This window comes from Rhodanobacter sp. UC4452_H20 (assembly GCF_052978205.1).
In genome coordinates this window covers 1,647,566-1,672,387 of the sequence record NZ_CM129662.1, presented here as the reverse complement: position 1 = coordinate 1,672,387, position 24,822 = coordinate 1,647,566, and the positions used below count along the sequence as shown (strand labels likewise).

Annotated in this window: 22 protein-coding genes; 5 read left to right on the top strand and 17 right to left on the bottom strand. The window is 68.6% G+C overall.

Going from position 1 to position 24,822, the window contains the following annotated elements; translation table 11 throughout:
- Positions 1–29: 29 nt before the first annotated feature.
- Both tssA and ACVCMC_RS08005 read right to left on the bottom strand, forming a co-directional pair.
- A complete protein-coding gene (tssA, locus tag ACVCMC_RS08010) occupies positions 30–1,064 on the bottom strand; it encodes a type VI secretion system protein TssA (protein WP_395117330.1) in 1,035 nt (344 codons plus the stop codon).
- Between the two features lie 89 nt (positions 1,065–1,153).
- Positions 1,154–1,708, bottom strand: a complete 555-nt coding sequence (locus ACVCMC_RS08005; protein ID WP_395117332.1) for an NADPH-dependent FMN reductase — start codon at positions 1,706–1,708, stop codon at positions 1,154–1,156.
- Between the two features lie 28 nt (positions 1,709–1,736).
- On the opposite strand from ACVCMC_RS08005, the gene dapD reads away from it, so the two are divergent.
- From dapD to dapE, 5 genes are all read left to right on the top strand, one after another.
- A complete protein-coding gene (gene dapD / locus ACVCMC_RS08000; RefSeq protein WP_395117334.1) occupies positions 1,737–2,693 on the top strand; it encodes a 2,3,4,5-tetrahydropyridine-2,6-dicarboxylate N-succinyltransferase in 957 nt (318 codons plus the stop codon).
- Between the two features lie 101 nt (positions 2,694–2,794).
- A complete protein-coding gene (locus ACVCMC_RS07995) occupies positions 2,795–3,148 on the top strand; it encodes a Spx/MgsR family RNA polymerase-binding regulatory protein (protein WP_447099316.1) in 354 nt (117 codons plus the stop codon).
- Between the two features lie 7 nt (positions 3,149–3,155).
- Positions 3,156–3,647 carry a DUF2165 family protein gene (locus tag ACVCMC_RS07990; RefSeq protein WP_447099475.1) on the top strand — a complete coding sequence of 164 codons (492 nt, stop codon included), beginning with the start codon at positions 3,156–3,158 and terminating at the stop codon, positions 3,645–3,647.
- Between the two features lie 2 nt (positions 3,648–3,649).
- The gene (locus ACVCMC_RS07985) at positions 3,650–4,711 is read left to right on the top strand and encodes a VIT1/CCC1 transporter family protein (protein WP_395117339.1); all 1,062 of its coding nucleotides are present in this window, start codon (positions 3,650–3,652) and stop codon (positions 4,709–4,711) included.
- Between the two features lie 42 nt (positions 4,712–4,753).
- Entirely contained in the window at positions 4,754–5,893 is a 1,140-nt protein-coding gene (gene dapE / locus ACVCMC_RS07980) for a succinyl-diaminopimelate desuccinylase (protein WP_447099315.1), read from the top strand.
- Positions 5,894–5,977: 84 nt separating this feature from the next.
- On the opposite strand, the gene ACVCMC_RS07975 is transcribed toward dapE, so the two are convergent.
- From ACVCMC_RS07975 to ACVCMC_RS07905, 15 genes are all read right to left on the bottom strand, one after another.
- Positions 5,978–6,181 carry a Sec-independent protein translocase subunit TatA gene (locus ACVCMC_RS07975; protein WP_447099314.1) on the bottom strand — a complete coding sequence of 68 codons (204 nt, stop codon included), beginning with the start codon at positions 6,179–6,181 and terminating at the stop codon, positions 5,978–5,980.
- A gap of 14 nt (positions 6,182–6,195) precedes the next feature.
- A complete protein-coding gene (locus tag ACVCMC_RS07970) occupies positions 6,196–6,837 on the bottom strand; it encodes a nitrous oxide reductase accessory protein NosL (protein WP_447099313.1) in 642 nt (213 codons plus the stop codon).
- 12 nt (positions 6,838–6,849) lie between these two features.
- Positions 6,850–7,683, bottom strand: a complete 834-nt coding sequence (locus ACVCMC_RS07965; protein WP_447099312.1) for an ABC transporter permease — start codon at positions 7,681–7,683, stop codon at positions 6,850–6,852.
- Positions 7,680–8,609, bottom strand: coding sequence for an ABC transporter ATP-binding protein (locus ACVCMC_RS07960; RefSeq protein WP_447099311.1), 930 nt, complete (start codon positions 8,607–8,609; stop codon positions 7,680–7,682). Before ACVCMC_RS07960 ends, ACVCMC_RS07965 begins: the two co-directional genes overlap by 4 nt.
- Positions 8,606–9,871, bottom strand: coding sequence for a nitrous oxide reductase family maturation protein NosD (locus tag ACVCMC_RS07955; RefSeq protein WP_447099310.1), 1,266 nt, complete (start codon positions 9,869–9,871; stop codon positions 8,606–8,608). Before ACVCMC_RS07955 ends, ACVCMC_RS07960 begins: the two co-directional genes overlap by 4 nt.
- Positions 9,872–9,924: 53 nt before the next feature.
- Positions 9,925–11,871: a TAT-dependent nitrous-oxide reductase gene (gene nosZ, locus ACVCMC_RS07950; protein ID WP_447099309.1), complete on the bottom strand. Its 1,947-nt coding sequence runs from the start codon at positions 11,869–11,871 to the stop codon at positions 9,925–9,927.
- 33 nt (positions 11,872–11,904) lie between these two features.
- A complete protein-coding gene (locus tag ACVCMC_RS07945) occupies positions 11,905–14,094 on the bottom strand; it encodes a 4Fe-4S binding protein (RefSeq protein ID WP_447099308.1) in 2,190 nt (729 codons plus the stop codon).
- Complete coding sequence (locus tag ACVCMC_RS07940; protein ID WP_447099307.1) at positions 14,094–15,161, bottom strand: FAD:protein FMN transferase; 1,068 nt, start codon at positions 15,159–15,161, stop codon at positions 14,094–14,096. Before ACVCMC_RS07940 ends, ACVCMC_RS07945 begins: the two co-directional genes overlap by 1 nt.
- Before the next feature lie 47 nt (positions 15,162–15,208).
- On the bottom strand, positions 15,209–16,285 hold the full coding sequence (locus ACVCMC_RS07935; protein ID WP_447099306.1) for an NAD(P)/FAD-dependent oxidoreductase: 1,077 nt from the start codon (positions 16,283–16,285) through the stop codon (positions 15,209–15,211).
- 194 nt (positions 16,286–16,479) lie between these two features.
- Positions 16,480–17,388, bottom strand: coding sequence for a cyclase family protein (locus ACVCMC_RS07930; protein WP_447099305.1), 909 nt, complete (start codon positions 17,386–17,388; stop codon positions 16,480–16,482).
- 20 nt (positions 17,389–17,408) lie between these two features.
- A complete protein-coding gene (locus ACVCMC_RS07925) occupies positions 17,409–19,142 on the bottom strand; it encodes a hypothetical protein (protein WP_447099304.1) in 1,734 nt (577 codons plus the stop codon).
- Between the two features lie 19 nt (positions 19,143–19,161).
- Positions 19,162–19,317, bottom strand: a complete 156-nt coding sequence (locus ACVCMC_RS07920; RefSeq protein ID WP_168709697.1) for a hypothetical protein — start codon at positions 19,315–19,317, stop codon at positions 19,162–19,164.
- Positions 19,318–19,421: 104 nt separating this feature from the next.
- Positions 19,422–19,811 carry a hypothetical protein gene (locus tag ACVCMC_RS07915; protein WP_136259908.1) on the bottom strand — a complete coding sequence of 130 codons (390 nt, stop codon included), beginning with the start codon at positions 19,809–19,811 and terminating at the stop codon, positions 19,422–19,424.
- A gap of 57 nt (positions 19,812–19,868) precedes the next feature.
- The gene (locus ACVCMC_RS07910; RefSeq protein ID WP_447099303.1) at positions 19,869–22,127 is read right to left on the bottom strand and encodes a toll/interleukin-1 receptor domain-containing protein; all 2,259 of its coding nucleotides are present in this window, start codon (positions 22,125–22,127) and stop codon (positions 19,869–19,871) included.
- A 251-nt stretch (positions 22,128–22,378) separates the two neighbouring features.
- Entirely contained in the window at positions 22,379–24,796 is a 2,418-nt protein-coding gene (locus ACVCMC_RS07905; RefSeq protein ID WP_447099302.1) for a penicillin acylase family protein, read from the bottom strand.
- Positions 24,797–24,822: the final 26 nt, after the last annotated feature.

Here is a 24,822-nt window from a genome sequence, read left to right as displayed (position 1 = left end):
CGCCCGCCGGACTTGTTCCCGGCGGCGGGCTATTCGTCTTCCGGCGTACCCGACACCACGCGCAGCTCGGAAATGCCGCCCGGCGCGAGATCCCTGAGCAGGTCCATGAAATCCATGCCGACCAGCCGCTGTGCGCGCCGCAACAGCAGCGGTACCGGGCTGGAGGGTTCGCAGCGCGTGTAGTAGTCGCAGATCTCGTCGAGCCGGCGCATCACGTCCTGCGGCCCGGCGATCGGACCCGAGGCCCGCGCCGCGTTCGGTGCACCACCCTCCGCGCCACCTTCGCCAGCCCCTTCGCCTTGCACTTCGGCCGGCAGTCGACGCGCCAGCTGCGGGTCGAGGAATTTCTTCAGCTCGTAGATGTCGCTGAGCAGGTTCTTGAAGTCCGGACCCATCGTGCCGACGTGGTCGTTGAACAGGGCGTCGATGGCCTTGGCATGCTCCAGTGACTCGCTGATCGCGGCGGTGGTCTGGACCAGCTCCTCCTCCGCGCAATCCATGCAGCACGCTTCCATCTCGGTGATGCTCGGCTCGGGGCCGTCGCCGGGCGTGGTGACCTTCAGCGTGCCGTTGGCGATGCGCAGGTCGCGCAGGCTGAAACGGCCCATGCGCGGCGACTGCACGAACGGCGTGGTGCGGAAATAACCGAGCACACCCTGCAGGTCGTTCAGCGGCACCACCGCGTTGACGCGCATGGTCGGGTCGTTGTCGTCCTCCGCGTCCAGCTGCGGATGCACGGTGTCCCAGAATTGTTCCAGCAGGCCACGGATCAGCCCCAGCCCGGCGCTCCAGCCGGGCATGCCGGAGCTGCGCATCCAGGCCGTGGTCAGGTGCACCGCCGGGCGCAAATCCTTGGAGCGTTGCAGGATCGCCTCGGACAGCTCGACGACTTTCTCCCAGTCCGGCTCCTCGGCAGCCTTGACCGCATCGCCCACGGCGCGCTCGGCCTTGGGCGCGGCGGCGCGCTCCAGGGCGAGAAACTCCGGGTCGTACTCGAGATCCGGTCCGGCCGGCGATTCGTCGGATACCGGGGCCAGCAACGGCTCCAGATTGTATCGCGCCATGGATCTCCCCCCGTGGTCGAATGGTCCCCCATTATCGCCCATCGGCGGCGCAAAACCAGTCGCAGGCGTGGTGGCCGGCGACGCCGGGATCAACGTGCAAAGCGGCGAATCCAGGCCACGTAATCATCGACGAAACCTTGCAGGAACTTGCGCGTGGAGTCGTTGGCGACGCTGCCGTCATCGGCGATCAAGTCCTCCTTGAAGTGGATGAATACCTCCGGCTGGGCCAGCGTGGGCACGTCCAGGTAGGCCAGCACGTTGCGCAGGTGCTGCTGCGCCATCGCGGTGCCGGTCGAGCCGATCGAGGTGCCGATCACCGCCGCCGGTTTGCCGGCGAACGAGTTGGTGCCCCAGGGGCGCGAGGCGATGTCGATCGCGTTCTTCAGCACGCCCGGGATCGACCGGTTGTACTCGGGCGTGACGAACAGCAGCCCGTCCGCCCCTTCGATATCCTTCTTCAGCCGCGTGGCGGTGGCCGGGTAGGCGGCGTCGAAATCCTGCGAGTACAGCGGCAGGTCGTTGATCTGGATGTGGCGGAACGCAAGGTCGCCCGGTGCCAGTTTCTCCACTGCGCGGGCCAGTCGGCGGTTGAACGAATCTGCGCGCAGGCTGCCTACCAGCACGGCAATCTTGATCTGGCTCATGTTCGGCTCCTCGTGGGGATGTGGAAGAATGGACGTCCAGCCAATGTACTGCGCCGTCGGGTTAAAAGCGCATGAACCCGGCCGCACCCGCGCTGGCAGCCTGTACTCTTTGCCGTTCGCCGCAGCGGCCGCCTTTCATCGACCGAATCGAATCGCCATGCAATCCATCGAAACCCTGATCGACGACGCCTTCGAGCGTCGCCACGCACTCACCCCATCCGAGATCGAAAGCCATCTGCGGCCGGCCGTGGGGCAGGTGCTCGACCTGCTCGAATCCGGCGAGCGCCGCGTCGCCGAGCCGGACGGCCACGGCGGCTGGACGGTGAACCAGTGGCTCAAGAAGGCCGTGCTGCTGTACTTCCGCATCAACGACAACCGCGTGGTCGACGGCGGCCCGGCGCAGGCGTTCGACAAGGTGCCGCTGCGCTTCGCCCACGGCAATGACGCCGAACTGCAGCAGCTCGGTGCGCGCGTGGTGCCCGGCGCACTGGTGCGTCGCGGCGCGCACATCGCGAAGGATGCGGTGCTGATGCCCAGCTACGTCAACATCGGCGCCTGCGTCGGCGCCGGCACCATGGTCGACACCTGGGCCACGGTGGGTTCCTGCGCGCAGATCGGCGCGGGCGTGCACCTGTCCGGCGGCGTCGGCATCGGCGGCGTGCTGGAGCCGTTGCAGGCCAACCCCACCATCATCGAGGACGGCTGCTTCATCGGCGCGCGCTCCGAGGTGGTCGAGGGCGTGGTGGTGGAGAAGGGCAGCGTGATCGGCATGGGGGTTTTCCTGGGCCAGTCCACCCGCATCTACAACCGCGCGACCGGCGAGGTGAGCTACGGCCGCGTACCGGCCGGCAGCGTGGTGGTGGCCGGCAGCCTGCCGGCGAAAGACGGCTCGCACAGCCTGTACGCCGCCATCATCGTCAAGCAGGTGGATGAAAAAACCCGCAGCAAGACCAGCATCAACGACCTCCTGCGAGCTGCCACATAGGAGCCCGCTCGCGGTCGATGCCCTGGCGGGCATCGGGATTCGGGATTCGCAGAAGCAAGAGCATCGCCCGCGAGCGGGCTCCTACAGGAAGGAAGATCGGGATGACGACTGTTTATGGATTGCCCACTTGCGACACCTGCCGCAAGGCGCGCAACTGGCTGGTCCGCTTCGAGGTGCCGCATGATTTCGTCGACTACCGCGCCAACCCGCTGCCGGCGTCGACGCTGAAGGACTGGGCGGCGCAGCTCGGCGGCTGGGAGAAGCTGGTCAACAAGTCTTCCACCACCTGGCGCAACCTGCTGCCGCAGCGCAAGAACCCCGGCAGCGACCCGGAGTGGACACTGCTGCTGAAGGAATATCCCGCGCTGATCCGCCGTCCGGTGGTGGTGGGGGACGACGGCACGGTGAGCGTGGGCTTCACCGACAACGGCTTCAAGAAGCTGTTCGGGCGCTGACGTGTCGATGCGGCTTTCGAAGATCGGGTTGGTGGCGACGATCGCACTGTGGCTGGCGCTGGTCGCGTTCGGCAACCTCACCGACTACGGCAGCAACCTGGTCTTCGTGCAGCATGTGCTGGCGATGGATTCGATCTTCCCCGACGCCGCCATCCACTACCGCGCGATCCATGCACCGCTGCTGCAGCATGCCGCCTACGTTCTGATCATCGCCGCCGAAGCACTGGCCGCCGTCCTGTGCGGCGCCGGCGCCTGGCGCATGTGGCGCGCGCGCCGTGCGCCTGCGACGGCGTTCCGGTGCGCCGGTCAGCTCGCCGTGGCCGGCCTGGGCGTCGGCGTGCTGTTGTGGCTGGGCGGCTTCATGGCGATCGGCGGCGAATGGTTCGGCATGTGGATGTCCACGCAGTGGAACGGGCTGGGCAGCGCATTCCGCTTCGTCGTCGTGTTGCTGCTGGCGCTGGTCTGGCTCGGCCAGCGCGACGACGAGCTCGGTGATTGACGATGACCCACGGCCGCACCCGCCGCTTCCGCAACAACCTGCGCATCGAGCGCGACAACGCCGCGCTGTACGCGCGGCTGGCCGAGCTGGCCGACGACCCGCAACTTCAGCACGCCTACCGGCGCATCGCCGCGGGCGAGCGCGGCAATGCGCAATTCTGGGAGGCGCGCCTGCGCGAACTGGGCGAGGCCGTGCCGCGGCAGCGGATCGGCCTGCGCGTGCGCGCGCTCAGCTGGTTTGCGCGACGCTTTGGCACCGAGTTCGTGATGCCGACCGTGGTGCGGTTGGCGCACGCGGATCATGAGGCCACGCCGGTCGACCGCAGCGGCCACCGCGACCACTTTCCGTTGCCGCGTCCGGCCGGTCCGCACGGGTTGCGCCATCGCGCGCAGAGCGGCAACACCTTGCGCGCCGCCGTGCTCGGCGCCAACGACGGGCTGGTGTCCAACGTCAGCCTGGTGATGGGCATGGCCGGCGCCGCCACCGGCGATCGCGCCGTGCTGCTGGCCGGCCTGGCCGGCCTGGTCGCAGGCGCGTGCTCGATGGCCCTGGGCGAGTGGCTGTCGGTCAACAGCTCGCGCGAGTTCTACCAGGCGCAGATCACCGAGCGCGCCGAACGCCTGGCGGTGGCCCCGGAAGATGGCCGCGAACACATCGCCGGCATCTATCGCGACAAGGGGCTGGAACCGGCGGCGGCCGAGCACCTCGCCGAACACGTGACCGAAACGCCGCGCGCGGCGCTGGACATGCTGGTGCGCGAGGATCTCGGCGTCGACCCGGCCGAGCTGGGCGGCTCGGCCTACGGCGCGGCGATCTCCTCGTTCTGCCTGTTCGCCTGCGGCGCGCTGTTTCCGGTGGCGCCGTATTTCTTTCTGGGCGGACAAGCGGCATTGCTGGCCAGCGTGGCTTCCACTGCTGGCGGATTGGCGCTGATCGGCATCGGCACCTCGCTGTTCACCGGGCGCAGCATGCTGTTCTCGATCGCCCGGCAATTCGTCATCACCAGTGTCGCGGCCGCGATCACTTTTGGCGTGGGGCATTTGCTGGGCGTGGTGCTGAGCTAGCTTGGTATGCTGCGGCATCCCCCGGCACTGCGCAGGAACCCCATGTCCGACGTGCTCGAACTTGCCCGCGACCTCATCCGCCGTCGTTCGGTGACGCCGGAAGACGCCGGTTGCCTGCCCTTGATCGGCGAGCGCCTGGAACGCGTCGGCTTCCGCGTCGAGCACCTGCGCTACGGCGAGGTCGACAACCTGTGGGTCACCCATGGCGCCGCCGGTCCGACACTGGTCTTTCTCGGCCACACCGACGTGGTGCCCAGCGGTCCGGAAGCCGCCTGGCAAAGCCCGCCGTTCGAACCGACCATCCGCGATGGCCGTCTATACGGCCGTGGCGCCGCCGACATGAAAGGCTCGGTGGCAGCGATGGTGGTCGCACTGGAGCAGTTCGTGGCGGCGCATGCGGAACACCGCGGCCGCGTCGGCCTGCTGCTGACCAGCGACGAGGAAGGCCCGACCAATCTCGACGGCGTGCGCCGCGTGGTCGAACATTTCCGCGAGCGCGGCGAGCGCATCGACTGGTGCGTGGTGGGCGAGCCCTCCTCCAAGGAACGGCTCGGCGACCTGATCCGCGTCGGCCGCCGCGGTTCGCTCTCCGGCACGCTCCAGGTGCGCGGCGTGCAAGGCCATGTGGCGTATCCCGAGAAGGCGCTCAACCCGATCCACGCCTTCGCTCCCGCCCTGGCCGAACTCGCCGCCGAGCGCTGGGACGAGGGCAACGCGGATTTCCCGCCCACCTCGTTCCAGGTCTCCAACCTCAACGCCGGCACCGGCGCGAACAACGTGATCCCCGGTGAACTCGTCGCGCTGATCAATTTCCGCTACTGCACCGCCAGTCGCGCCGACGACCTGCGCGCGCGCACCGAGGCGATCCTGCATCGCCATGGACTCGACTTCGCACTCGACTGGAATCTCTCCGGCGAACCCTTCCTCACCCCGCCCGGCGGCGTGTTGCGCGAAACCGTGGTGGCAGTCTGCCGCGAGCTGTGCGGCATCGATCCCGAACAGAGCACCGGCGGCGGCACCTCGGACGGCCGCTTCATTGCCCCGATGGGTGCCGAAGTTGTCGAGCTCGGCCCGGTCAACGCCACCATCCACAAGGTGGACGAGTGCGTGGACGTGGCGGAGCTGGAGAAACTGCCGGCGGTGTATCGGGCGTTGTGCGAGCGGTTGCTGGCCGGGGCCTGACCTGACGATGACGCTTCAACAGGCGAGTCTCGACCGCTGTGGCGGTGCCTGCATCAGGCAAGTCAACGCATCCGGATCAGCGCCTCAGGGTCGTGGTTCGCCATCCGCATCCCGCCGCACCGTCGGCGGCGTGGCCTCGTGCGGCTGGCCGCCCTTGAGCCCCTGGCGGAAATCGGCGATGGCGCTGCCGAGGTCGCGGCCGACGTTGCGCAGCTTGCCGGTGCCGAAGATCAGCACTGCCAGTACGAGCAGCACGATCCAGTGCGAGAAACTCTCCAGTCCGGGCATGTTGCGGGTTCCTGTCATGGGTGGGGGCGTGGATGCGCCGGCGAAAGCGCGGCTTGCGGATGGCTCGACAGGCCGAGCGACGGCGTGGGCGCAGCGAGGCATTGCAGCGTGCCGTGAGCGCCGCTGGCCCGGGCGGGGCAGCGGTAGTCCAGCGTGGCCACCAGTGCGGGCGTGATCTCGGCGAAGTCGACCACGGCGCCGCCATGCTCGCGTGCGAATGTTTCCGCGACAGCGCGGCTGGTGAACGGCGCCAGGGTCGGTCCCATCGAGCCGGCCAGCGGCTGCCAGGCCACGTAGACTGCGGTGCGCGCGTCGATGAAGCTGGCGGCGGCGTGGTCGGGTTGCTGCCAGTCGATGCGCGCGCTGTCCTGCACGAACAGTTCCTGCAGCGCGGACTGGTTTTCCGGTTGCAGCACGTAGGCGAAAAAGTCGCGGGTGGAATCGAACACCAGCGGCTTGGCGCGGCCGCTGATCCAGGCCTCGGCGCGCGGGCCGGGCGAGCCGTCCAGGTACATGCCGCACACCGCGCAGGCATCGTCCGGGTGGGTGTCGACGGCGTGGCGTGCGGGTGCGGGATTGCCGCCGCAACCGGTCAGCAGGGCCAGCGCCAGCACGAAGACAGCGCGGCGCAGGTTGGTCATCGGCAAGCAGGGCATGTGCGAACTCCTTCAGATTTCCTTGCGCCGGAACGCGAGCATCGCCCAGGCGAACGGCGCCACCGCCCAGCCCAGCAGCAGCGCGTAGAGCAGGGCTGGCGGATAGACGTGGTGGGCGGTCATGCCGGTCAGCAGGTCGTTGCCGGCGCCGTCGCCCAGCGCGGTGAGGTTGACCAGGCGGAACACGTCGACCGGGTTGAACAGCAGCAGGTACGGATACACCGCGCGCTCGACCGGGTTGCCGCCGCTGACCACCAGCAGCGCCAGCAGCGCAAGGTCGAACAGCACCACGCTCACCAGCCAGCCGACCAGTGCCAGTCCGGCGGCGCGCGACTTGTCGGTGGTCTGTACGCTGATCAGGCAGGCCAGCCCGACGAAGCAGGCGCCGAGCAGGGATGCGCTGAGGATGAAACGGCCGATCTGCAGCCACGCCTGCATCGTCTGCTCCGGCGGCTGCATCCACTGCATGATCGCGACCGCGAACCCGAAGCCGGCCAGCGTGGCGGCGGCCAGCGCACTGCAGTGGCCGAGGAACTTGCCGGCCACCAGTTGCCCGCGCGAGAGCGGATAGCTGAGCATCAGCAGCAGGGTGCCGTCGTCGCGCTCGCCGACGATGCTGCCATAGGCAATCAGCAGGCCGATCAGCGGGATCACGAACGCGCCCAGCGTGGTCAGGCTGGCCAGCGTGGCGTCGAACGAGGTGAAGCCCACGCGTCCGGCTGCCGCACTGCCGAACCAGGCGATGCCCAGCGCCAGCAGCGCGAACAGGATGGTCAGCGCGATGGTCCAGCGGTTGCGGAAGTCGTCGCGGAATTCCTTGGCGGCGACGGTGAGGATCGGGTTCATGCGGCCACCTCCGCGGTGGATGGCGGGCCGGCGCCGAGCCAGTCGTAGAGTTGTGCCAGCGTCGGCTCGCGCACGTCGAGATCGACGATCGCCGGGTCGGCCAGCAGCTCGCGCAGCATGCGCAACTTGCTGGCGCGCGGCACCTGCAGTTCCAGCCGGCCATCGGGGCGCGGCTGCGCCGACAGGCCGCCGGTTTCAAGGCGCGCGAGCAATTCGGGCATCGCCTGCTCACGCGTGCGCAACAGCACCTGCGCCGGCAGCGCGGCCTGCTCGCCCAGCGCGTGCAGGCTGCCGGCGGCAAGCAACTTGCCCTGGCGCAGGATCAGTGCGCCGTCGATGTGCGGTTCCAGTTCGGCCAGCAGGTGCGAGGAGACCAGCACGGAGCGGCCATCCGCGCGCAGCTCGCCGACGATGCGGTACAGCTCGCGGGTGGCCTGCGGGTCGAGGCCGGTGGTCGGCTCGTCCAGCAGCACCAGATCGGGCGAACCCAGCAGCGCCTGCGCGAGGCCAAGGCGCTGGCGCATGCCCTTCGAATATGTGCCGATGCGCCGGTCGGCGGCGTGGGCCAGGCCGACGCGGTCGAGCAGCGTGGCAATTTGTGCGCGTGGTGCCTGCTTCAGTCGCGCCAGGTAGTCGAGCAGTTCGCGACCGGTGAGGTTGCCGTAGAAGGTGGCGCTCTCGGGCAGGTAGCCGATGCGCCGGCGCAGCGCGTGTGCGCGCCACGGCGACTGGCCAAGCACCTCCAGCCGGCCGCCGCTGGGTGCTATCAGGCCAAGAATGAGTTTGATCAGCGTGGACTTGCCCGCGCCGTTGTGGCCGAGCAGGCCGATCACCTGGCCGCGCGGCACGACGGCGCTGATGCCGTCGAGTGCGGCGAGGTCGCCGTAACGCTTGGCCAGTGCGTGGCATTCGATCGGGTGGTTCATGGCGTGGCCGGGGAAGTTTTCATCAGCGGGTGGCTGTCCTGCACCGAGGGCGGCGTGAACACGGGGAACGCGCGCTGCACGTAGCGCATCAGCAGCACCGCGGGGCTGGACATCAGGTTGCGCGCGGAGGGGTATTTCCACAGCAGCACGTCGACGCCGTCGTTGGGGCGGAACGGCACGTCGCCGACGCCGTCGGCATCCAGGTCCCAGCCGAGGTAGTCGCTCCAGAAATTGCCGCGGCCGTGCGCCGACCACTCCTGGGCGAGGTTCTGCACGTACTTCACCTGGATGCGGTTGTCCTGGAAATGGTTGCCCCACAACCGGTTGTTCTCCGAGCCGGCGGTGACGTGGATGCCGATCTGCGAGTCGGCGACGAGGTTGTCGTGGAGGGTGTTGAACTGCGACAGGTAGACGAACAACCCCTTGCCTTCGGTGCCGTCGATCAGCCCGCCCTGGGTGTCGCGCTGGCCGTTGATCCGTCGTATCAGGTTGCCGGCGATCTCGCTGTGCGAGATGTAGTTGAGCAGGAAGCCGTAGGATTCGTCGTCCTCGGCGGTGTTGCCGATCACCTTGAGGTGATCGGACGACATCAGCGCATACCCGGCCAGGTTGCTGCGGCTGACGTTGTCCCGCAGCAGGTTGTGCTGGGAGTACATGTAGTGGATGCCGTAGCGCACCTCGTGCACCACGTTGCGCGCGATGGTGTTGTGAGGGCTGACGTAGACGTAGATGCCGTCGCGCGAGTCGGCCACGTCGTTGTCCTCGATGGTGCAGCCGGTGTCGTTCCACAGGTGGATGCCGTCGCCGCGGTCGGCCACGCGCAGCGAGCGCATGCCGCGGATCACGTTGTGCGCGACGCGCACGTTGGCCGCGCCGTCGAGGTAGACGCCGAACAGGCTCTCCTCGATGCGGTTGCCCTCGAGCGTGACGTCGCGCGCCTGGCGCTCGACGAAGATGCCGGCGTTCATCGCGGTGAGATCGGTGCCGCTATGGCGGATGGTCAATCCACGCACGGCGACCTGCGCGGCGCCGATGCGCACCACGTCGCCTTCGCCGCCGCCGTCGAGAACGGCGCCGGGTTCGCCGACGAGGGTGACCGGCTTGTCCAGCCGCAGGTGCACCACGTGCACGCCGGTCGGCACGCTGATGGTGGTACCCGGCGGCGCCGCGGCCACGATCTGCTCCAGCGACTCGCGCGCATGCACCGGCGCCGCCGGCGGCCATGCCAGCATCAGGAACGCGAGGAAACGAAGTGCATGCATGGGAACGGCGATCCGCTCGTGCCGCCGCGCACTGCGCGGCGGCACGACGCGGCTCAGGCCTCGACCAGCATCCGCCCGCTCATCTCCATGTGCATCGCATGGCAGAAGAACGTGCAGTAGTACCAGAACACCCCCGCCTTGTCGGCGGTGAAGGTGGCCGAGGCGGTGGCGCCGGGGCTGATCTCCATGTTGATGCCGTAGTTGACGATGCAGAAGCCGTGGCTGACGTCCTCCACCGCGTCGATGTTGGTCACCACCACGGTCACCTCGTCGCCCTTCTTCACCTTGAAGCTGCCCATGCTGAAGATCGGCGCGGCCGAGGTCATGTACACGAACACCTTGCGGCCTTCGCGGATGACCTTGCTGTCGGACAGCACGTTGACGCCGTGCTTCTTCGCCATCGCCACCGTCTCGGCGAAGAACGGGTCGTCGCGGTCCCAGCTCTTCTTCACCTTGTCGATCAGCTGCCGGCGGTGCAGCAGGATCACGTCGTGCGGTTCGGCGTAGACCGGGCCGTCGGCGACCAGCTTCATGGTCTCGCCGGAGATGTCGATCAGCTGGTCATTGTCCGGATGCAGCGGGCCGGTGGGCAGGAAGCGGTCCTTGGAGAACTTGTTCAGCGACACCAGCCACTTGCCGTCGGCGTCGCGCGTCTCGCCCATCGAGGTATGGCAGTGCCCGGGCTGGTAGGCCACGTCGATCTTCTGGCGCAGGTAGGCGACCTTCTTGCCGTCGTGGGCGGCGATCGCGTCGGCGATGTTCCACTTGGCGATCTGGCTGTCGATGAACAGCGTGGTGTAGGCGTTGCCGCGACCATCATAGGCGGTGTGCAACGGACCCAGGCCCAGTTCGGGCTCGGCCACCACCGTATCGCGCGGGTCCTTGAGCTTGCCGGCGAAGCAGTCGTCGATGCGGCTCCACTCCATCACGGTGACGGTGGGCGAGAGCTTGCCGTTGGCCACCACGTACTTGCCGTCGGGGCTGGCGTTGATGCCGTGCGGGTTCTTCGGGATCGGGATGTACAGGGTGAACGAGGAGCCGTGGCGGCCGTCGAGCACCGGCACCTTGGAGCTGCCGATGGTCTTGAACTCGCCCTTCTTCACCGCTGCCTCGATGCGCGCGATGTTGAACACCACCGCCCAGTCGCGCTCGGCCTGCATCGTGCCGGGCAGGTCCATGCCGCCCTCGCTGTTGTAGCAGGTGGAGATGGCGTACTTGCCGGCGTAGTCGGCCTCGGTGTTGTCCAGGTTGCCGTCCACCAGCACCTGCCAGGCGACCTCCATGGTGTCGCCGTCGAGCGCGCTGAACATGGTCTGGTACTTTTTCGGATCGTCCAGGTCGCGCCCGTCGTTCGGCGCCGGGACCAGGAACTCGCCGTTGGCGAACACGTAGCCGGTGCGCGGCGCGCGCTGCACGCGCAGGCCGTGGATCGCCTGCACGTTGGGCACATTGGTGATGCGGTCGCAACGCATCACGTCGCAGCGGATGCGCGCGACGCGGGTGTGCGCCTTGTCGTTGATGAAGATGTAGCGGCCGTCGTAGTGGCCGTCGGTCTGGCTCATGTGCGGGTGGTGGCAGTCGCCGCCGGGCGGGAAGTTCGGGCCGAGCACGCGCTTGCTCTCGTTGGTGACGCCCCAGCCGATGGTGAAGTCGGGGTTGAACACCGGGATGCGCATCAGCTCGCGCATCGAGGGCACGCCGACCAGACGCACCTCGCCGGACTGGCCGCCGCTCCAGAAGCCGTAGTACTCGTCGAGCTGGCCGGGCGGCACGTGGTCGGAAGCGGCTTCGTGCTCGCCGTGCTCGCGCTGGCGTTCGCCATCGTGTCCGGCGGCGGCACCTTCCGCGCCACCGTGGTCCCCCTTGCGACCGCAGCCCGCCAGTGCCAGTCCCGCCGCGCCGGCCAGGCCGGCCAGCGCGCTGGTCCTGATGAAGTTGCGACGCGCGGGGTCGGCGCCTTCCTCGATTGCTTCGGGTTTGATTTTCGATTCGTCGTGCATGGCTTCCATCCGCAGAGGCAGGTGAGGTGGGGATCAGTCGGCGACGGGCGCCGGCTCTCGGGTTTCCGGCGCGTTCGCCGGGGTAATCAGCGTGATCGGCGTGGGCAACGGTCGTGCGGCGCGTTCGCGCTTCTTGCGTTGCTGTACCACCGGTGGGCACTTGTGGTCGTTGACGCGGGTGACCTGGCAATCCAGGCAGTAGTGGCATTCGTTGAAGTCGATGCGGCCATCCGCATGGATCGCCTTGACCTCGCACTCGTTGGCGCAGACCTGGCAGGGGCTGCCGCACTCGGGGCGTCGGCGCAGCCATTCGAACAATCGCCAGCGTCCGGACACGGCCAGTCCGGCACCCAGCGGGCAGACATAGCGGCAATAGAACTTGTGGTTGAACGCGGATACGCCGATCAGCAGCACCGCGTAGAGCACGTAGCTCCACGAGCGCGCGAAGTGCAGGGTGAACGTGGTCTTGAACGGCTCGATCTCGGCGTAGTGCTCGGCCGTGTTGAGCGACTGAAGCGACATGCCGAACAGCACCAGCAGGATGACGTACTTCAGCGCCCACAGCCGCTCGTGCACCGCCCGCGGGAACTCGAACTGCGGCACGTGCAATCGCTTGGCCGCGTTGTTCACCAGCACCTGCAGCGCACCGAACGGGCACAGCCATCCGCAGTAAACGCCGCGCCCGAGCAGCAGCAGGGTGGCGGCGACGAATACCCACAGGATGAAGATCAGCGGGTCCATCAGGAAGGTTTCCCAATGGAAGCCGTGCAGCACCGACTGGATGAAGGTGAAGATGTTCACCACCGACAGCTGCGCCAGCCCGTGCCAGCCGATGAACACCAGCGTGTAGATCAGGAAACCGGTGCGCACGCGTTCGAGCAGCACGGGCCGCGTCACCAGCCAGTCCTGGAACAGCAGGACCAGCGTCAGCACGGTCAGCCCCGCCAGCAGCACGGCGATGTCGATGCGGCGGCCGTACCAGATCTTCTGCCACAGTGCGGCGTCGGCCGGCAGTGCATCGGACTGCGAGTCGGTGCTGCTCTCCGGCCGCGTGGTGTAGACCGCCGGCATGCGGTAGTCGCGGGTGAAGGTGTGGTAGATGCTCTGCAGCGGGCCGACCTGGCGGTTCACCATCAGTTGCAGCGTCCACGGCCGGGTCGCGTCGAAGCCGCTGCCGCTGTTGCGCACGATGAAGATCGCCTGCTCGACGAAGTCGGGCTTGCCACGCAACGGGGTGTCGTTCAACTGAACCAGGTCGGTGTCCTTGAACAGCACCAGCTTGCCGTCCTGCAGCACGTGCACGCGGTCGAAGATGCCGCCGCGCACATAACCCACGCCCTTGAACGAATAGATGCCGTTGGCCATCACCGCGATCGCCGAGTCGCCGGGCTTGAGCTGCCTCATCAGGTCGGCGTGGGCGGTCGGGCCGAGCAGGTTGCGGCCCACCGTGGGCGGGGTGACGTCGGCGAAGTACAGGTCGATGAAGACATCGCCCTCGTGGCCGGGCGCCGGCGCGGTGGGATCATCGACCAGGCCGCTCTCCGGCTGGCCCTTGAAGGCGTCGGTGATCGCCTGGCGCTTGAGCTGCAGGTGGCTGATCGCGCCGTTGCCGGTCAGCGTGTCCCAGTCGGCCGGCTGGTAGTAGTCGGCGCGCACGGCGGCGACTTTGGCGTCGGTGTCGGCCGCGCCGGCGATCAGCTTGCGCGAGGCGGCCACCTTAAGCGCCGAGTTCATGATCGTCTCGTTGACCACCATCGAGGTCACCGTGGCGCTGCTGATCGCGTCGATGCGCACGCTGCCGCTGGCGCCGCCGCCGACCACGATCTGGTCGTCCACGCGATGGCCGATGTAGCGCGCCACGAAGTCGTACAGCTTCTGCACCGGAATGCCGACCAGCAGGATCGGCTCGTGCTGCTCCAGCACGCGGGCGTCGCGGATGCTGCCGTCGGTGCCGATCGACACCAGCAGGTTGATCGGCGCGCCCGAGTACGCCGGCACCGGCGCCACCATCACCGTCTCGAACACGTAGCCGATGATCTTGTCGCCCTGGTACACCGCGGCCGCCGGCGGCGTGCCCTCGATGTCGCCGTAGCGGGTGGCCTGCGGAAACACCTCGTGCAGCTGCGGGTGCTTCGCGTCGATGCCGGCCAGCGCGGCGGGTGCCGGCAACAACAGGCACAGCGCCAGCAGCAGGCGGGTGACGAGCGGGCGTGACAAGCGCATCACACGCGCTCCGCCGTACCGGCGATCAGCGGCAGGTCGCGCGAGCGCCAACGCTGCCCGCCCGTGCGCGAGAACGCCAGCCACTGCTGGTCCTGCGCGTCCATCAGTGCAGACAGGCGCGGCAGCTCCAGCGAGAACGCCGCCGTGCTCATGCCGTCGGCCAGCACCGAACGCTGCGCGATCACGGTGACGCTGGAATAGCTTTGCGGCGACCAGCCGGTGCGCGGGTTGACGATGTGGAACAACCGCCGGTCGGCGGAGAAGAACACGCGGTAATTGCCCGACGTGGACAGCGCCGCGTTGCGCAGCTGCAGTACCGCCGCCACGCGGCTGACGTCGCGCGGATCGACGATGCCGACGTTCCAGTGCCGCTCGGGGTCGTTGCCGCAGATCGCGTGGATGTCGCCACCGGCGTCGATCAGGCCGTACTCGATGCCGGCGCCGCGCAGCGCGGCGATGCCCTGGTCGACCACGTGGCCCTTGGCGATGCCGTCCAGGGTGATCGCCATGCCCGGGCGCAGCAGCCGCGCGCCGCGCGCATCGAGTGCGAGGTCGCGGTAGCCGACCAGCGCGTCGCGGCTTTCGGCCACGCGTTGCTCGTGCGCGTCGGCGGCCGCCGTGCCGCGCAGCGTTTCGAAGTAGCGCAGCACCGGCAGCACGGTCGGGTCGAACGCGCCGTCGGTCAGTCGCGACAGCGACAGCGCCTGGCGCAGCACCGCATCCAGTTGCGCCGGCACCTGCGCCAGCTGGCCATCGCGGTTGAGCCGCGCCAGCGGGCTGGCGGGATCGAAGCGAGTCAGCTGCGCGGCGGTCGCGGCCATGCGTGCGAACGCCGCCTCGATCGCCACGCCGGCGGCTTGCACGTCATCGGCCAGGCAGGTCACCGCCACCGAGGTCTGCATCAGCGTGCGCTCGCGGCGCACCTGCCACAGGTTCTGCTTGCGCTTGAGCACCGCCCAGCCGCCGCCGGCCAGCAGGCCGCCGGCGATGGCGAGCTGGCCGGCCTGCTTCAGCCAGCGCCGGCGTTCGGGCGAACGCAGGTCGTCGAAAGCGGAGGGACGGTGCATGGGATGTCTCCCGGGATGAGTGATTGAACGCGTGCGGGCGGGCGAGGTCAGGCCGTGGCCGCCACGCGTGGCGGCGGCTCGGCGACGACCTCATCGCGCTCGGCATCGCGCACGCCCAGGCGCCGCTGCAAGGCCGGGCTGGTGGTCGTGTACTGCAGGTTCACCTTGTCTCCGGGGTGCAGGTGCGCGTGCACGGCGAACGCGCACAGCGCGCTTTCATGGAAGCCCGACAGGATCAGCTTCTTCTTGCCCGGGTAGGTGTTGATGTCGCCCACCGCGAAGATGCCGGGCACCGAGGTCCGGAAGGTCGCCGGGTCCACCACCAGTTGCTGGCGTTCCAGCGCCAGTCCCCATTCGGCGATCGGCCCCAGCGCCGGATGCAGGCCCCAGAACACCAGCAGGTGCGAGGCCTCTATGCGCTGGACCATGCCGCTGCGCGTGCGTACGCGCACCTGCGCCAGTGCGTCGTTCGCCGTTTCCAGGCCGACGATGTCGCCTTCGCAGAACTGCATGCGCCCCTCGTCGCACAAGGCCTGCATGCGTGCCACGCTGGCCGGCGCCGCGCGGAAGGTCGACGAGCGATGCACCAGCACCACGCTGCGCGCGCGCTCGACCAGCTCCAGCGCCCAGTCCAGTGCCGCGTCGCCGCCGCCGGCGATCACGATGTCCTGGTCGTCGAACAGCGCCGGCCGGGTCACCTTGTAGTGCAGCGTGCGGCCCACCAGCGGCGCGGCTTCCGGCAGGTTCAGCGTGCGCGGTGCGAACGCGCCCAGGCCACCGGCGATGATCACCGCGCTTGCGTCGAACGCCAGCCCGCCGCTGGTCTGCAGGCGGAAGCGACCGTCCTGCATGCGTTCCAGCGAGGTGACGGTGTGGCCCAGGTGGAACTGCGGCGCGAACGGCCGGATCTGCTGCTGCAGCCGCGCGATCAGCTCGCGCCCGCTGCACACCGGCACCGCCGGGATGTCGTAGATCGGCTTGTCCGGATACAGCTCGATGCATTGCCCGCCGGCATGCGGCACGGCATCGACCACGTGCGCATCCAGCCCGAGCAGGCCCAGCTCGAAAACCTGGAACAGGCCGACCGGGCCTGCGCCGATGATGACGGTGTCGCAGCTGATCATGGATCGCGCCCGCTTGTGGACAGGGCGGATCATGCGCGTGCGCCACGCGCTCACGCTTGACTGTGGTCAACTTGGCCCGGGTGGCCCATGCGGTCGAATGTCGCGCCGGCATTGACGCACGCCGCGCGACGGGGTGCCTCCGCGATCAGTCGAGTTCCGGCGGCGCACAGCGCTGCCGCATGCCGCCGGTTACCTCAACCCAGGCGTGCCCACGCCCGCACCGGGAACGTGCCCATGCCTGCCATGCGCATCGGCACGGCGGAGAAGTGCAGCTTCTCGGCGGGCAGCATGGCGAGTGAGGCGAGGTTCTCGACGATCGGGATGCCGGCGGCCAGCAGGATCGAGTGGGCGGGGCGTTGCGGGTCGTCGGTGTCGTCGATGTTGAGCGCGTCGATGCCGACCAGCACCGCGCCGTGATCGCGCAGGTACTCGGCGCCGTCGCGGCTGAGGAAAGGTTGCGCCTGCAGGTAGGCACTGGTGCCCCAACGGGCGGCCCAGCCGGTATCGAGCAGTACGGCGCGCCCGCGCACGTCCAGTGCCGCGAGCGCGGCGCGGTCGATGCTTCGACCGCGCATGCCCTGCAGGTGGATGACCACGGCATCCACGTCGGCGATGTCGCCGAGCGGCAGCTGGGCGACGTCGGCGGCGCCGGGGTAGCGGTGGGAGGGTGCGTCGATCGCGGTACCGCAGTTGGCCACCATGTCGATGCGCGCAATCTGGAACGTCACGCCCTCGGCGTAGCGGCCGATGCTGGCCTGGTGGCTGAGATGGTCCGACACGCGGGGCGCGGGCAGACCGGGGTAGACCTCCTCGCCGCTGTGCACGACGTGGGCGAGGTCGATCAGGTCCGGCCGGACGGCGTTGCCCGGCGCGGCTTGCGGCTGGCGCTTGTGACGTTCGCGGATGATCGACTTGTTGAGGATGCGCACGGCGCCGACCATCAGCAACCGCATGTCGCGCACGATGTAGTCGGCCAGCGCCGCGTCGTCGATGTCGTCGCCGTCGATGTCGAGCCGGAATCCCTGGCCCTGGATGCCGCCGCCGTTGGAGAAGTCGACTTCGAAGTCGAAACAGGCGCGGCATTCTTCGGTGGATCGACTCATGTGGTTTGCTCCGGTCTCGCCTACATTCTCCCGTGTTCCAGCGGTCGCTGGCGATGCATCAGGGCCCATTCGGCGTGTTCGGCCAGGGCGGCCTCGCCCAGCGCGTGGAGGATGGCGCGTTGCTCGGTGGCGTTGCTGGTCAGTGCCAGCGCCTTGCGCGCCTCGTCGAAGATGCGTTGCATGAAGCGGTATTGCTTGATGAGTTCCTTGTCGGCCTTCTTGAACGCATAAGCCTCGCGCACGGCGGCGAGGATCGACAGTACGCCCATGATGACCACCAGCGTGTTCTTGGTATCGGCGGCCAGGCGGTGTGCGAGCGCCGCCAGCACGATGCTGATGCCGATGCCGGCAAGCAGGCTGGAGAAGCCCAGCATTTCGGTAAAGCGATGCTGGCGCGTGCGCTGCGCGGCCTTGCTGCGGAAGTAGTCCACCTGGCCACCATGCGCGTCGTCGCCGACCCATTCGCTGATGACCTCGCGCAACTCGCTCTCCGGGTTGCCGCTGTCTGGCACGCGGTAGAGTGCGGCGCTGCGCATCACGTTGCGCGTCCAGCCAAGCTCGATGTCCTGTTTCTGCATGAAGCTGTCCTGCGCAAACTCGGGATCGCCGGTGAGCGAGATCCCGGCGCGGCGCCAGTAGCCTTGCACGCGCAGACCTTCCGCCAATGCCCGGTAATCCAGGTATTTGCGATGCCAGCCGCGGCGCCTGGCGAGCGTGGCCACCCATACGCCGCCGGCGAACAGCAGCAGGAATACGTAGATGAAGTCGTCCTGGTCGGGCAGGTTGTCGTAGATCGTGAAGGCGATGGCCATGATTGCTGCCAGCGTGTAGAGGGTCCGCATCGCCAGCAGCACGCGCTGGCGGAAGTGCACCGCCAGCCAGTCCGCTGCGCGAAACAGGGCCGCCTCCGGTCGCGCCAGCGTCGCGGTGTCGCTCGATGCCTTATCGGTAGCGGCGCTGCAGTGGATCTCGCTGCGGTATTTCAGGCAATCTGCGTCGAACTCGGCCATGCGCGCGAAAGTCTGGTGGAACATCGCAGGCATCGGCACGTCGGGCAATGAAACTTCGGTCTGCGTGCGCCACAGCAGCTGCCCTGGCTGCAGTGGCGGGAGCGGCGCGCCGTCGTCGGTATCGCGCGAGCAGACGATCTGGCAGACCAGCCGCTCGTCGCCGCTGCCCAGCAGGTGATGACGGCTGCCGCGGCGGCGCTCGGTCAGGCCCGGCATCACGCCGCTGAGAAAGAACTCCGCCACCTGGGCGGTACCGCCGAGCCGGGTCGACGCTTTGCCGTCCCAGATCGCCAGCAACAGATGGCAGTGCCGCGCAATGAACACGCCGGCCCGTCCGTACTGCCGATCGCGCTGGGGGCCAGGATTGCCGATGCCGCGGGGGGTGCTGTCCGGCAGCAGCGGCAGCTCGATCACCCGGGCACGCGCGGCGAGCGCATCGAAACGGTCGCGGGTGGCCGCGTGGTGGAAGTCCTCGACATAGAGTTCGCGCGGCAACGGCAGCGGCGCGATCAATCGCGCGCCGAGCGCCAACGCCTCTTCCGCCACCAACTGGTCGCCGCCCTCGGCCAGCGCGGACAGCACCACCAGCGGCAGCGCGGGAAAATCGCGCTGCAGTTGCGCCAGGAATTCCCGCACGCGGCGCCGCACCAGGTCGACTTCGCGGGCGGGAATGTTGCGGTGGCTGGTGACGCCGATCACCAGCGGTACGCTGGCAGGTGCGAGGGGGCAAGATCGATGTTCCATGCGAGGCACTGGGTTAGTGTCAGAGGTTCTTGATCTGTGGGTTGGTCGTTGTGTTCGGCGAGAGCGTGCCCAACTGTTCCACGTTCTGGTCGGAGTCGCGGTTGCTATCCTGGGTCTGGTCGTCTGGCTGCGGTTCGGCCGGGATGTTCTGATTGTCTTTGCTGGTCTTTGGCATGATGGTCTCCAGGCTTGACTGGTATGCGATGTTGCCGTTCGGATCGAGGTACCCTTGGCATTGCTTCCTCGCTGTCCCTGCGCCAAAGCGCCTGCATGGTGGCGCTACAGGTTCTTGATCACCGGATTCGTCGTGGTGGCCGTAGGCAGCGTGCTGATGGTCGAGTATGGGGCGCCATTGATCGTCGCGCAGAGCTGGTAGATCCACTCGCCGCTCGAGCTGGTGCTGTCGTTGGCATCGGTGATGGTGATCTTGTCGCCGTTGTTCGCGAGTTGCGCCTGACCGAACACGCCGGATGGAGGCGATTGGATCCAGGCGAACCCGGGATGGGTCGGATCGCTGATCGCATTGAATGATCCCGGGCTCACGCCGGGGCCGCTCAGGTGCCAGGTGATCGTCACCGACTGGCCGTGGGCGATCTGGTTTCCGTTACCCGACTGGTCGACGTCGAGGCTGCCGTTTTTCAGTGTCACCTCAAGTGTTACGTTGGGCATGTCGTACTCCTGCAGGGATCGATGGGCGGCGTGGAAGGCGGGCCGCAGCGCCTTGATTCAGGGCTTCGGGTGCGGCGTGCGCACCGCTGCCGTGACGGGCGCCGGAGTGCTGGCGTCGACCTGCATGATCTGCGCGATGCGCGTCGCGAAGGCGGGGTTTTCCGGGTAATCCACGCGGGCACGCCGCAGGATCGCCAGCAGCGCCGGGTCGCGGTAACCGGCATTCCAGAGGCGCTCGATCAGCAGCCTTGCTTCGGCATTTTTCTGCAGGCCAAGCAACGCCTCGACCTGCAGCGCGAGCAGGCGCGGATCGTCCTTGCCGTCCTTCACCGATTGGCTCGCCTCCCATGCCTCCTCGCGCAGCCGTCGTGTCGCTGCTGCGTCGCTGGCGGTGTCGGCGAGCAGCAGCTTCGCGGACAGCGTATCCAGCACCAGGCCGCGGTCATCCGGTTCCTTGGCGAGTAACGGTTGCAGGATGTTCATGGCGACCTGCACCTGCGCCTGCGCCGCCGCGGACTGTCCGCCGGCAAATGATTGCGCGGCCTGCTCGCTGCGTGCCGCGGCGTCAATCTGCTGCCATGTAACGTTTGCTGGATCCTGTCGAGTGAGCCTGGACAGGATGGCCAGCGCTTGTGCGGCCAGCGTCCGTGCCGCCGGCAGGTCCCCGTGCAGGCGTTTCAGGCGGCTCAATTGCACGAGATAGAGCGCCGATTTTGCCTGAAAGCCGGTTTGCGTCGGCGCGATCGCGATCAGCTGGGCGGCGATGTCGACCGCCTGCTGGAGGTCGCGGATGCCCGCGTCGACGTCGCCGGTCAGGGCCAGCGTGCGGCCTAGGATCGCGCGCACCCGCAGCATGTTTTCGCGCTGGTCATTGTTCTTGGGGTCGGCGGCGGCAAGCCGGGTTTCGATCGCGTCGTCGGCGTGGTACTCGGCGATCGCCTCTGCCAGATCGCCACGCTGCAAGGCCAGCTTGCCGAGATTGTTGTGTGCAATCCCCAATGCAGCCGACCAATCAGTGTTGACGGGATTGGCCGCGACCAACCCGCGACCCAGTGCCAACGCGTTCCGGTAGGCGCTGGCGGCGGCGGCCGGCTGCCCGCGTGCTTCCAGCACGTGACCGATATTGCTGTTGACGTTCAGCAGTTCGAACTTCAGCGACAGGTCATTGCCGGCACGCGCCTGTGCCTGCTGCAGCACGTTCTGCGCGGATTCGAAATCCCGCCAGGCGGCGTCCAGCTTGCCCTGATACCAGTCGGTCATGCCGACGAAGGACCACGACCGGGCATGGGCGACCTGCCGCGCCGCGTCGCCGGGTGCTTCCTCGGCGAGGCGCCCGGACAGCTGCAGGGCTGCCCGATACGACTCCATCGCGCCGGACAGGTTGCCTTGATCCAGGCGCACGCTGCCGATCTTCTCCAGTGCCTTGGCGCGCTGCTCCAGGGTCTCGTCGGTGACATCCGTGGCCGGCAGCGACTGGAAGTAGGCCATCGCTTTGTCGTCGACGCTCTGCATGATGTCCAGCCGGGCTGCTTGCGCCAGCTTGTCGTTCAGATCGCCGAGCATGAACCCGACCAGCGCCTCGGCCTGCTTCTGCCGGCGCTGGGCGGCCTGGCTGGCCTCCACCGCGGCGTGGCGCGAAACGATGGCGAGGACCGCCAGCGTGGTGGTCACCGTCATCACGGTCACTGCCAGTGCCGCCACCATCGTCATCCGCCGCGCGCGCCGCCGCAGCTCGCGCTGCTTGAGCATGTCGAAGCCCACGCCGAGCATCCCGGCGATCAGTTTCAGCTTGGCGTTCGCCTTGCCGTCCTTGTCCGGGCGGGCGTCGGCGGCGATGGGCTCGGCGCGTTGCGTGGCGAGCAGGCCGGTGGCGTCGAGCTCGAAGCGCAGCGCGGGGGCGAAACATTCCTCCGCCTCGCGGCCGGGCAGGTCGCTGGCGTTCGGTTCGCCGTCCACGATCAGGCAAAGGATCCGCTCGTCACGACCGAGGCGCTTGTACGCCAGCACTTCCTCGCTCACCCAGTGCGACGCCGCCGAATGCGGCGAGCAGATCACGATCAGGTTGGCGGATTGCTCCAGCGCCTCGATGATCTTGCGGCCGAGGTCGTGCGCGCTCGCCAGTTCGTCGCGGTCGCGGAAGATCGGCGTGAGGCGTCTGGGGATGGGGCCGGTCGTGGTGATCTGCCCGACCAGGCGTTTCGGCACCGCATAGGTTTCCAGCGCCTTGTGGAGCCAGTCGGCCCAGGTCTTGTCCTGGTGGCTGTAGCTGATGAAGGCGTAATACCGGAACCCTGGTGATCCCGTGCCCTGCGTCATGACATCCGGCACTCCCGTGCCTGGTCATGCAGTCCCTTGCGGGTTGTCCCCGCGTCGAGACGGCCGGCAGCAGCTCAATCACTACCGTGTCGGTGGTCTGTGCGTCGGCGCAACATAGCACCAATCATGAGAACTGCGTCACACTTTTCGGCACGCCGCGCCGGGTGGCGGGGTGGCGGGAGCCATGCCGCCCCGCGGGGGCGACGCGCCGGACCTGCGAGGCCCGGGCGCCCGGGCATGCGAGGTCGTGGTCAGCCGGCTTCCGGTTGCAGCGTCAGCGTGTGCGTGGCCTGGCCCGGCAGCAGCGGAGTGGGACGCCCCTGAACCCAGTCCTGGTGCCCTGCGCCGAAGAACGGCGAGAGCGGGTTGTCGCTCTGGCCGCCGGGCATTTCCAGAATGCCGCGGTCTTCGTGGCCGGGGGAGACGTCGAGCCGTTCGGAGGCGCCGAAGCCCGGTACCGCCACGCGCGGCATGTTGTGGTCGCCGGGCAGCGGCTGGTCGGGCATGTCGATGAAGCGGGCCAGCCATGCGGGCAGGGCGGCGGCCAGCGGATGCCTGATGTCGCTGCGATTGATCTCGCCCCAGTGGCGCGCGGCGAGGCCGCCGGGTTGCCGGTCGAGCTGCCGCGCCACCTGGAGCGCGGAGTCGGTGAGCAGGGCAGGCCAGTCGGGATACTTCGGATCGAGCAGCCAGTCGGGTCGCGCGTGGATCAGCATCCACACCGCCGCTTCCGGGCTGTGCTCGCCGGGCCAGCGGAAATCCGCATGGCGTTGTTTCACCCGCGCGACGAACGGCGCCAGCACCGCCTGGCTGACCTGTGTGCGGAAAGCGCGCACCAGCCGGTAGTCGACGCTGTCGACGGCGGCGCGGCCGCGCCAGTGGCGGGTGAGCCGGCTCATTTGCTGCAGCAGCGGGTCGTGGCTGTCGGCCAGTGTGCGTTGCAGCAGCGCCTGCCAGCGGGTGAGGAACAGCGCGTGGTCGTCGAGCTGGATGTCGAGCAGGTCGCCGGGGGTGAAGCTGGCGCGCGCGTGCAGGTCGTCGCGGATCTGCTGCGCGCGCGCGCCGAGATCGTGCCCGCCGTTGCCGAGCAGGCTCAGCGCGGCGCCGTCGACGGTGCGGTTGTTGGCGGTCCACAGTCTGCCGTCGGCGGGATTCTCGATGCGCGGGTACTGCGCGGGCGCGGCCCAGCCCTGCCAGCCGATGCCGGACGCGGACCAGTCCGACGGCAGCAGCGGGTCGATGCCCACGCGCAGCGGGATGCTGTTGCCGGCGATGGTCCAGCCGATGCTGCCGCTGCTGTCGGCCACCAGCAGGTTCTGCGGCGGCATGCCCAGGGTGGGTGCGAGCTGCAGCGCGTCGGCCACGTTTGCCACTTGCTCCATCCGCAGCAGGCCGAGGTTGTAGCTGCGTGGCTGTTGCGCGATCCAGGCCAGCGCCAGCGGCGTGCCGTCGGTGTCGGTGGCCATGATCGGGCCCCAGCGGGTGTCCTCCACTTTCAGGATGGTGTCGGGCTGGCCCTTGACCTGGATGTGCTCGTCGTGGGTTTCCAGCGTGGCCCAGCCGTCAGGCACCTTGTAGCGCGTGGAATCGGCCGGATCACGCCGCACGCGCACCCAGTCGGCCCAGTCGCCGTAGCTGTTGGTGAAGCCCCAGGCGACCTGGCCGTTGGAGCCGGCGATGATCGCCGGCGTGCCGGGCAGGCTGACGCCGTTGACGTCGCGCCGGCCGTGCGGTGCGCCGGCGTCGGGATAGCGCAAGCGGGCGCGGAACCAGATGTTGGGTACGCGCAAGGCCAGGTGCATGTCGTTGGCCAGCATTGCCGCGCCGTTGCCGGTGAGCCACCCGGCCACGGCGAAGTTGTTGCTGCCGGGGCGTGGCGCATCCAGCGCGGGTGCCACCGCGGCGGCCAGGCCCGCGGTGGCCGCATTGGCCGGCAACTGGCGCAGGTCCAGCACGTCCGCGCCGGGCACCACTGGCGAACGCGACAAGCGCCCGCGCAGCGGCGCCTCCCAGTCGGGGTCGGGCGCGAGCAGGAAATCCACCAGCGATGCCGGCAGCACGTCGCGCATCTGGGCAATGCGCAACTCGCGCTCGTTGCGCCCGCCGCTGTTGAGGTCCAGGTACATCGCCGCGATGACCAGGGCGCTGTCCTGCGGCTGCCACGGCTGCGGCTGGCTGCCCAGCAGCAGGTATTCCCACGGCCGCACGCGCAGGTCGGCCAGCCCCGCGTTGACGCCGGCGGCGTAGCGGCGCAGCACGTCCTTCTGCGCCGGCGGCATCGCGGCCCATGCCGCGTCGACCACCGCGCGCAGGCGATGGCGGCGATGGTCGAGATCCACCGGCAGCGCCGCCGGCCCCACCAGCGCGGCCAGCTCGCCCGCGCTCGCGCGGCGCATCAGGTCCATCTGGAAAAAGCGCTCCTGTGCGTGCACGTAACCCATCGCCCAGGTGACATCGGCGCGGTTGCCGCCTTCGATGGTGACCGTGCCCAGCGCGTCGCGGCTGATCGTCACCGGCGCCTGCAGCGCCGCCACCGCGCGCGTGCCGTCGAGCCGCGCGCGACCGCCGGCGAGCAGCCACCACGCCGCGGCGAAGGCAACCAGCAGCAAGGCCAGCAGGCTCGCCAGGACGGCGCGTGCGATGCGCCAGGAGCGTGAGGTCAAGGGCATGTCGTCATGGGGTGGGTGGTCACGGA

Bases quoted from the DNA above. Each gene is read 5' to 3' on its own strand.
- tssA (WP_395117330.1), bottom strand. From the start codon at position 1,064: ATGGCGCGATACAATCTGGAGCCGTTGCTGGCCCCGGTATCCGACGAA.
- ACVCMC_RS08005 (WP_395117332.1), bottom strand. From the start codon at position 1,708: ATGAGCCAGATCAAGATTGCCGTGCTGGTAGGCAGCCTGCGCGCAGAT.
- dapD (WP_395117334.1), top strand. From the start codon at position 1,737: ATGGACGTCCAGCCAATGTACTGCGCCGTCGGGTTAAAAGCGCATGAA.
- ACVCMC_RS07995 (WP_447099316.1), top strand. From the start codon at position 2,795: ATGACGACTGTTTATGGATTGCCCACTTGCGACACCTGCCGCAAGGCG.
- ACVCMC_RS07990 (WP_447099475.1), top strand. From the start codon at position 3,156: ATGCGGCTTTCGAAGATCGGGTTGGTGGCGACGATCGCACTGTGGCTG.
- ACVCMC_RS07985 (WP_395117339.1), top strand. From the start codon at position 3,650: ATGACCCACGGCCGCACCCGCCGCTTCCGCAACAACCTGCGCATCGAG.
- dapE (WP_447099315.1), top strand. From the start codon at position 4,754: ATGTCCGACGTGCTCGAACTTGCCCGCGACCTCATCCGCCGTCGTTCG.
- ACVCMC_RS07975 (WP_447099314.1), bottom strand. From the start codon at position 6,181: ATGCCCGGACTGGAGAGTTTCTCGCACTGGATCGTGCTGCTCGTACTG.
- ACVCMC_RS07970 (WP_447099313.1), bottom strand. From the start codon at position 6,837: ATGCCCTGCTTGCCGATGACCAACCTGCGCCGCGCTGTCTTCGTGCTG.
- ACVCMC_RS07965 (WP_447099312.1), bottom strand. From the start codon at position 7,683: ATGAACCCGATCCTCACCGTCGCCGCCAAGGAATTCCGCGACGACTTC.
- ACVCMC_RS07960 (WP_447099311.1), bottom strand. From the start codon at position 8,609: ATGAACCACCCGATCGAATGCCACGCACTGGCCAAGCGTTACGGCGAC.
- ACVCMC_RS07955 (WP_447099310.1), bottom strand. From the start codon at position 9,871: ATGCATGCACTTCGTTTCCTCGCGTTCCTGATGCTGGCATGGCCGCCG.
- nosZ (WP_447099309.1), bottom strand. From the start codon at position 11,871: ATGCACGACGAATCGAAAATCAAACCCGAAGCAATCGAGGAAGGCGCC.
- ACVCMC_RS07945 (WP_447099308.1), bottom strand. From the start codon at position 14,094: ATGCGCTTGTCACGCCCGCTCGTCACCCGCCTGCTGCTGGCGCTGTGC.
- ACVCMC_RS07940 (WP_447099307.1), bottom strand. From the start codon at position 15,161: ATGCACCGTCCCTCCGCTTTCGACGACCTGCGTTCGCCCGAACGCCGG.
- ACVCMC_RS07935 (WP_447099306.1), bottom strand. From the start codon at position 16,285: ATGATCAGCTGCGACACCGTCATCATCGGCGCAGGCCCGGTCGGCCTG.
- ACVCMC_RS07930 (WP_447099305.1), bottom strand. From the start codon at position 17,388: ATGAGTCGATCCACCGAAGAATGCCGCGCCTGTTTCGACTTCGAAGTC.
- ACVCMC_RS07925 (WP_447099304.1), bottom strand. From the start codon at position 19,142: ATGGAACATCGATCTTGCCCCCTCGCACCTGCCAGCGTACCGCTGGTG.
- ACVCMC_RS07920 (WP_168709697.1), bottom strand. From the start codon at position 19,317: ATGCCAAAGACCAGCAAAGACAATCAGAACATCCCGGCCGAACCGCAG.
- ACVCMC_RS07915 (WP_136259908.1), bottom strand. From the start codon at position 19,811: ATGCCCAACGTAACACTTGAGGTGACACTGAAAAACGGCAGCCTCGAC.
- ACVCMC_RS07910 (WP_447099303.1), bottom strand. From the start codon at position 22,127: ATGACGCAGGGCACGGGATCACCAGGGTTCCGGTATTACGCCTTCATC.
- ACVCMC_RS07905 (WP_447099302.1), bottom strand. From the start codon at position 24,796: ATGCCCTTGACCTCACGCTCCTGGCGCATCGCACGCGCCGTCCTGGCG.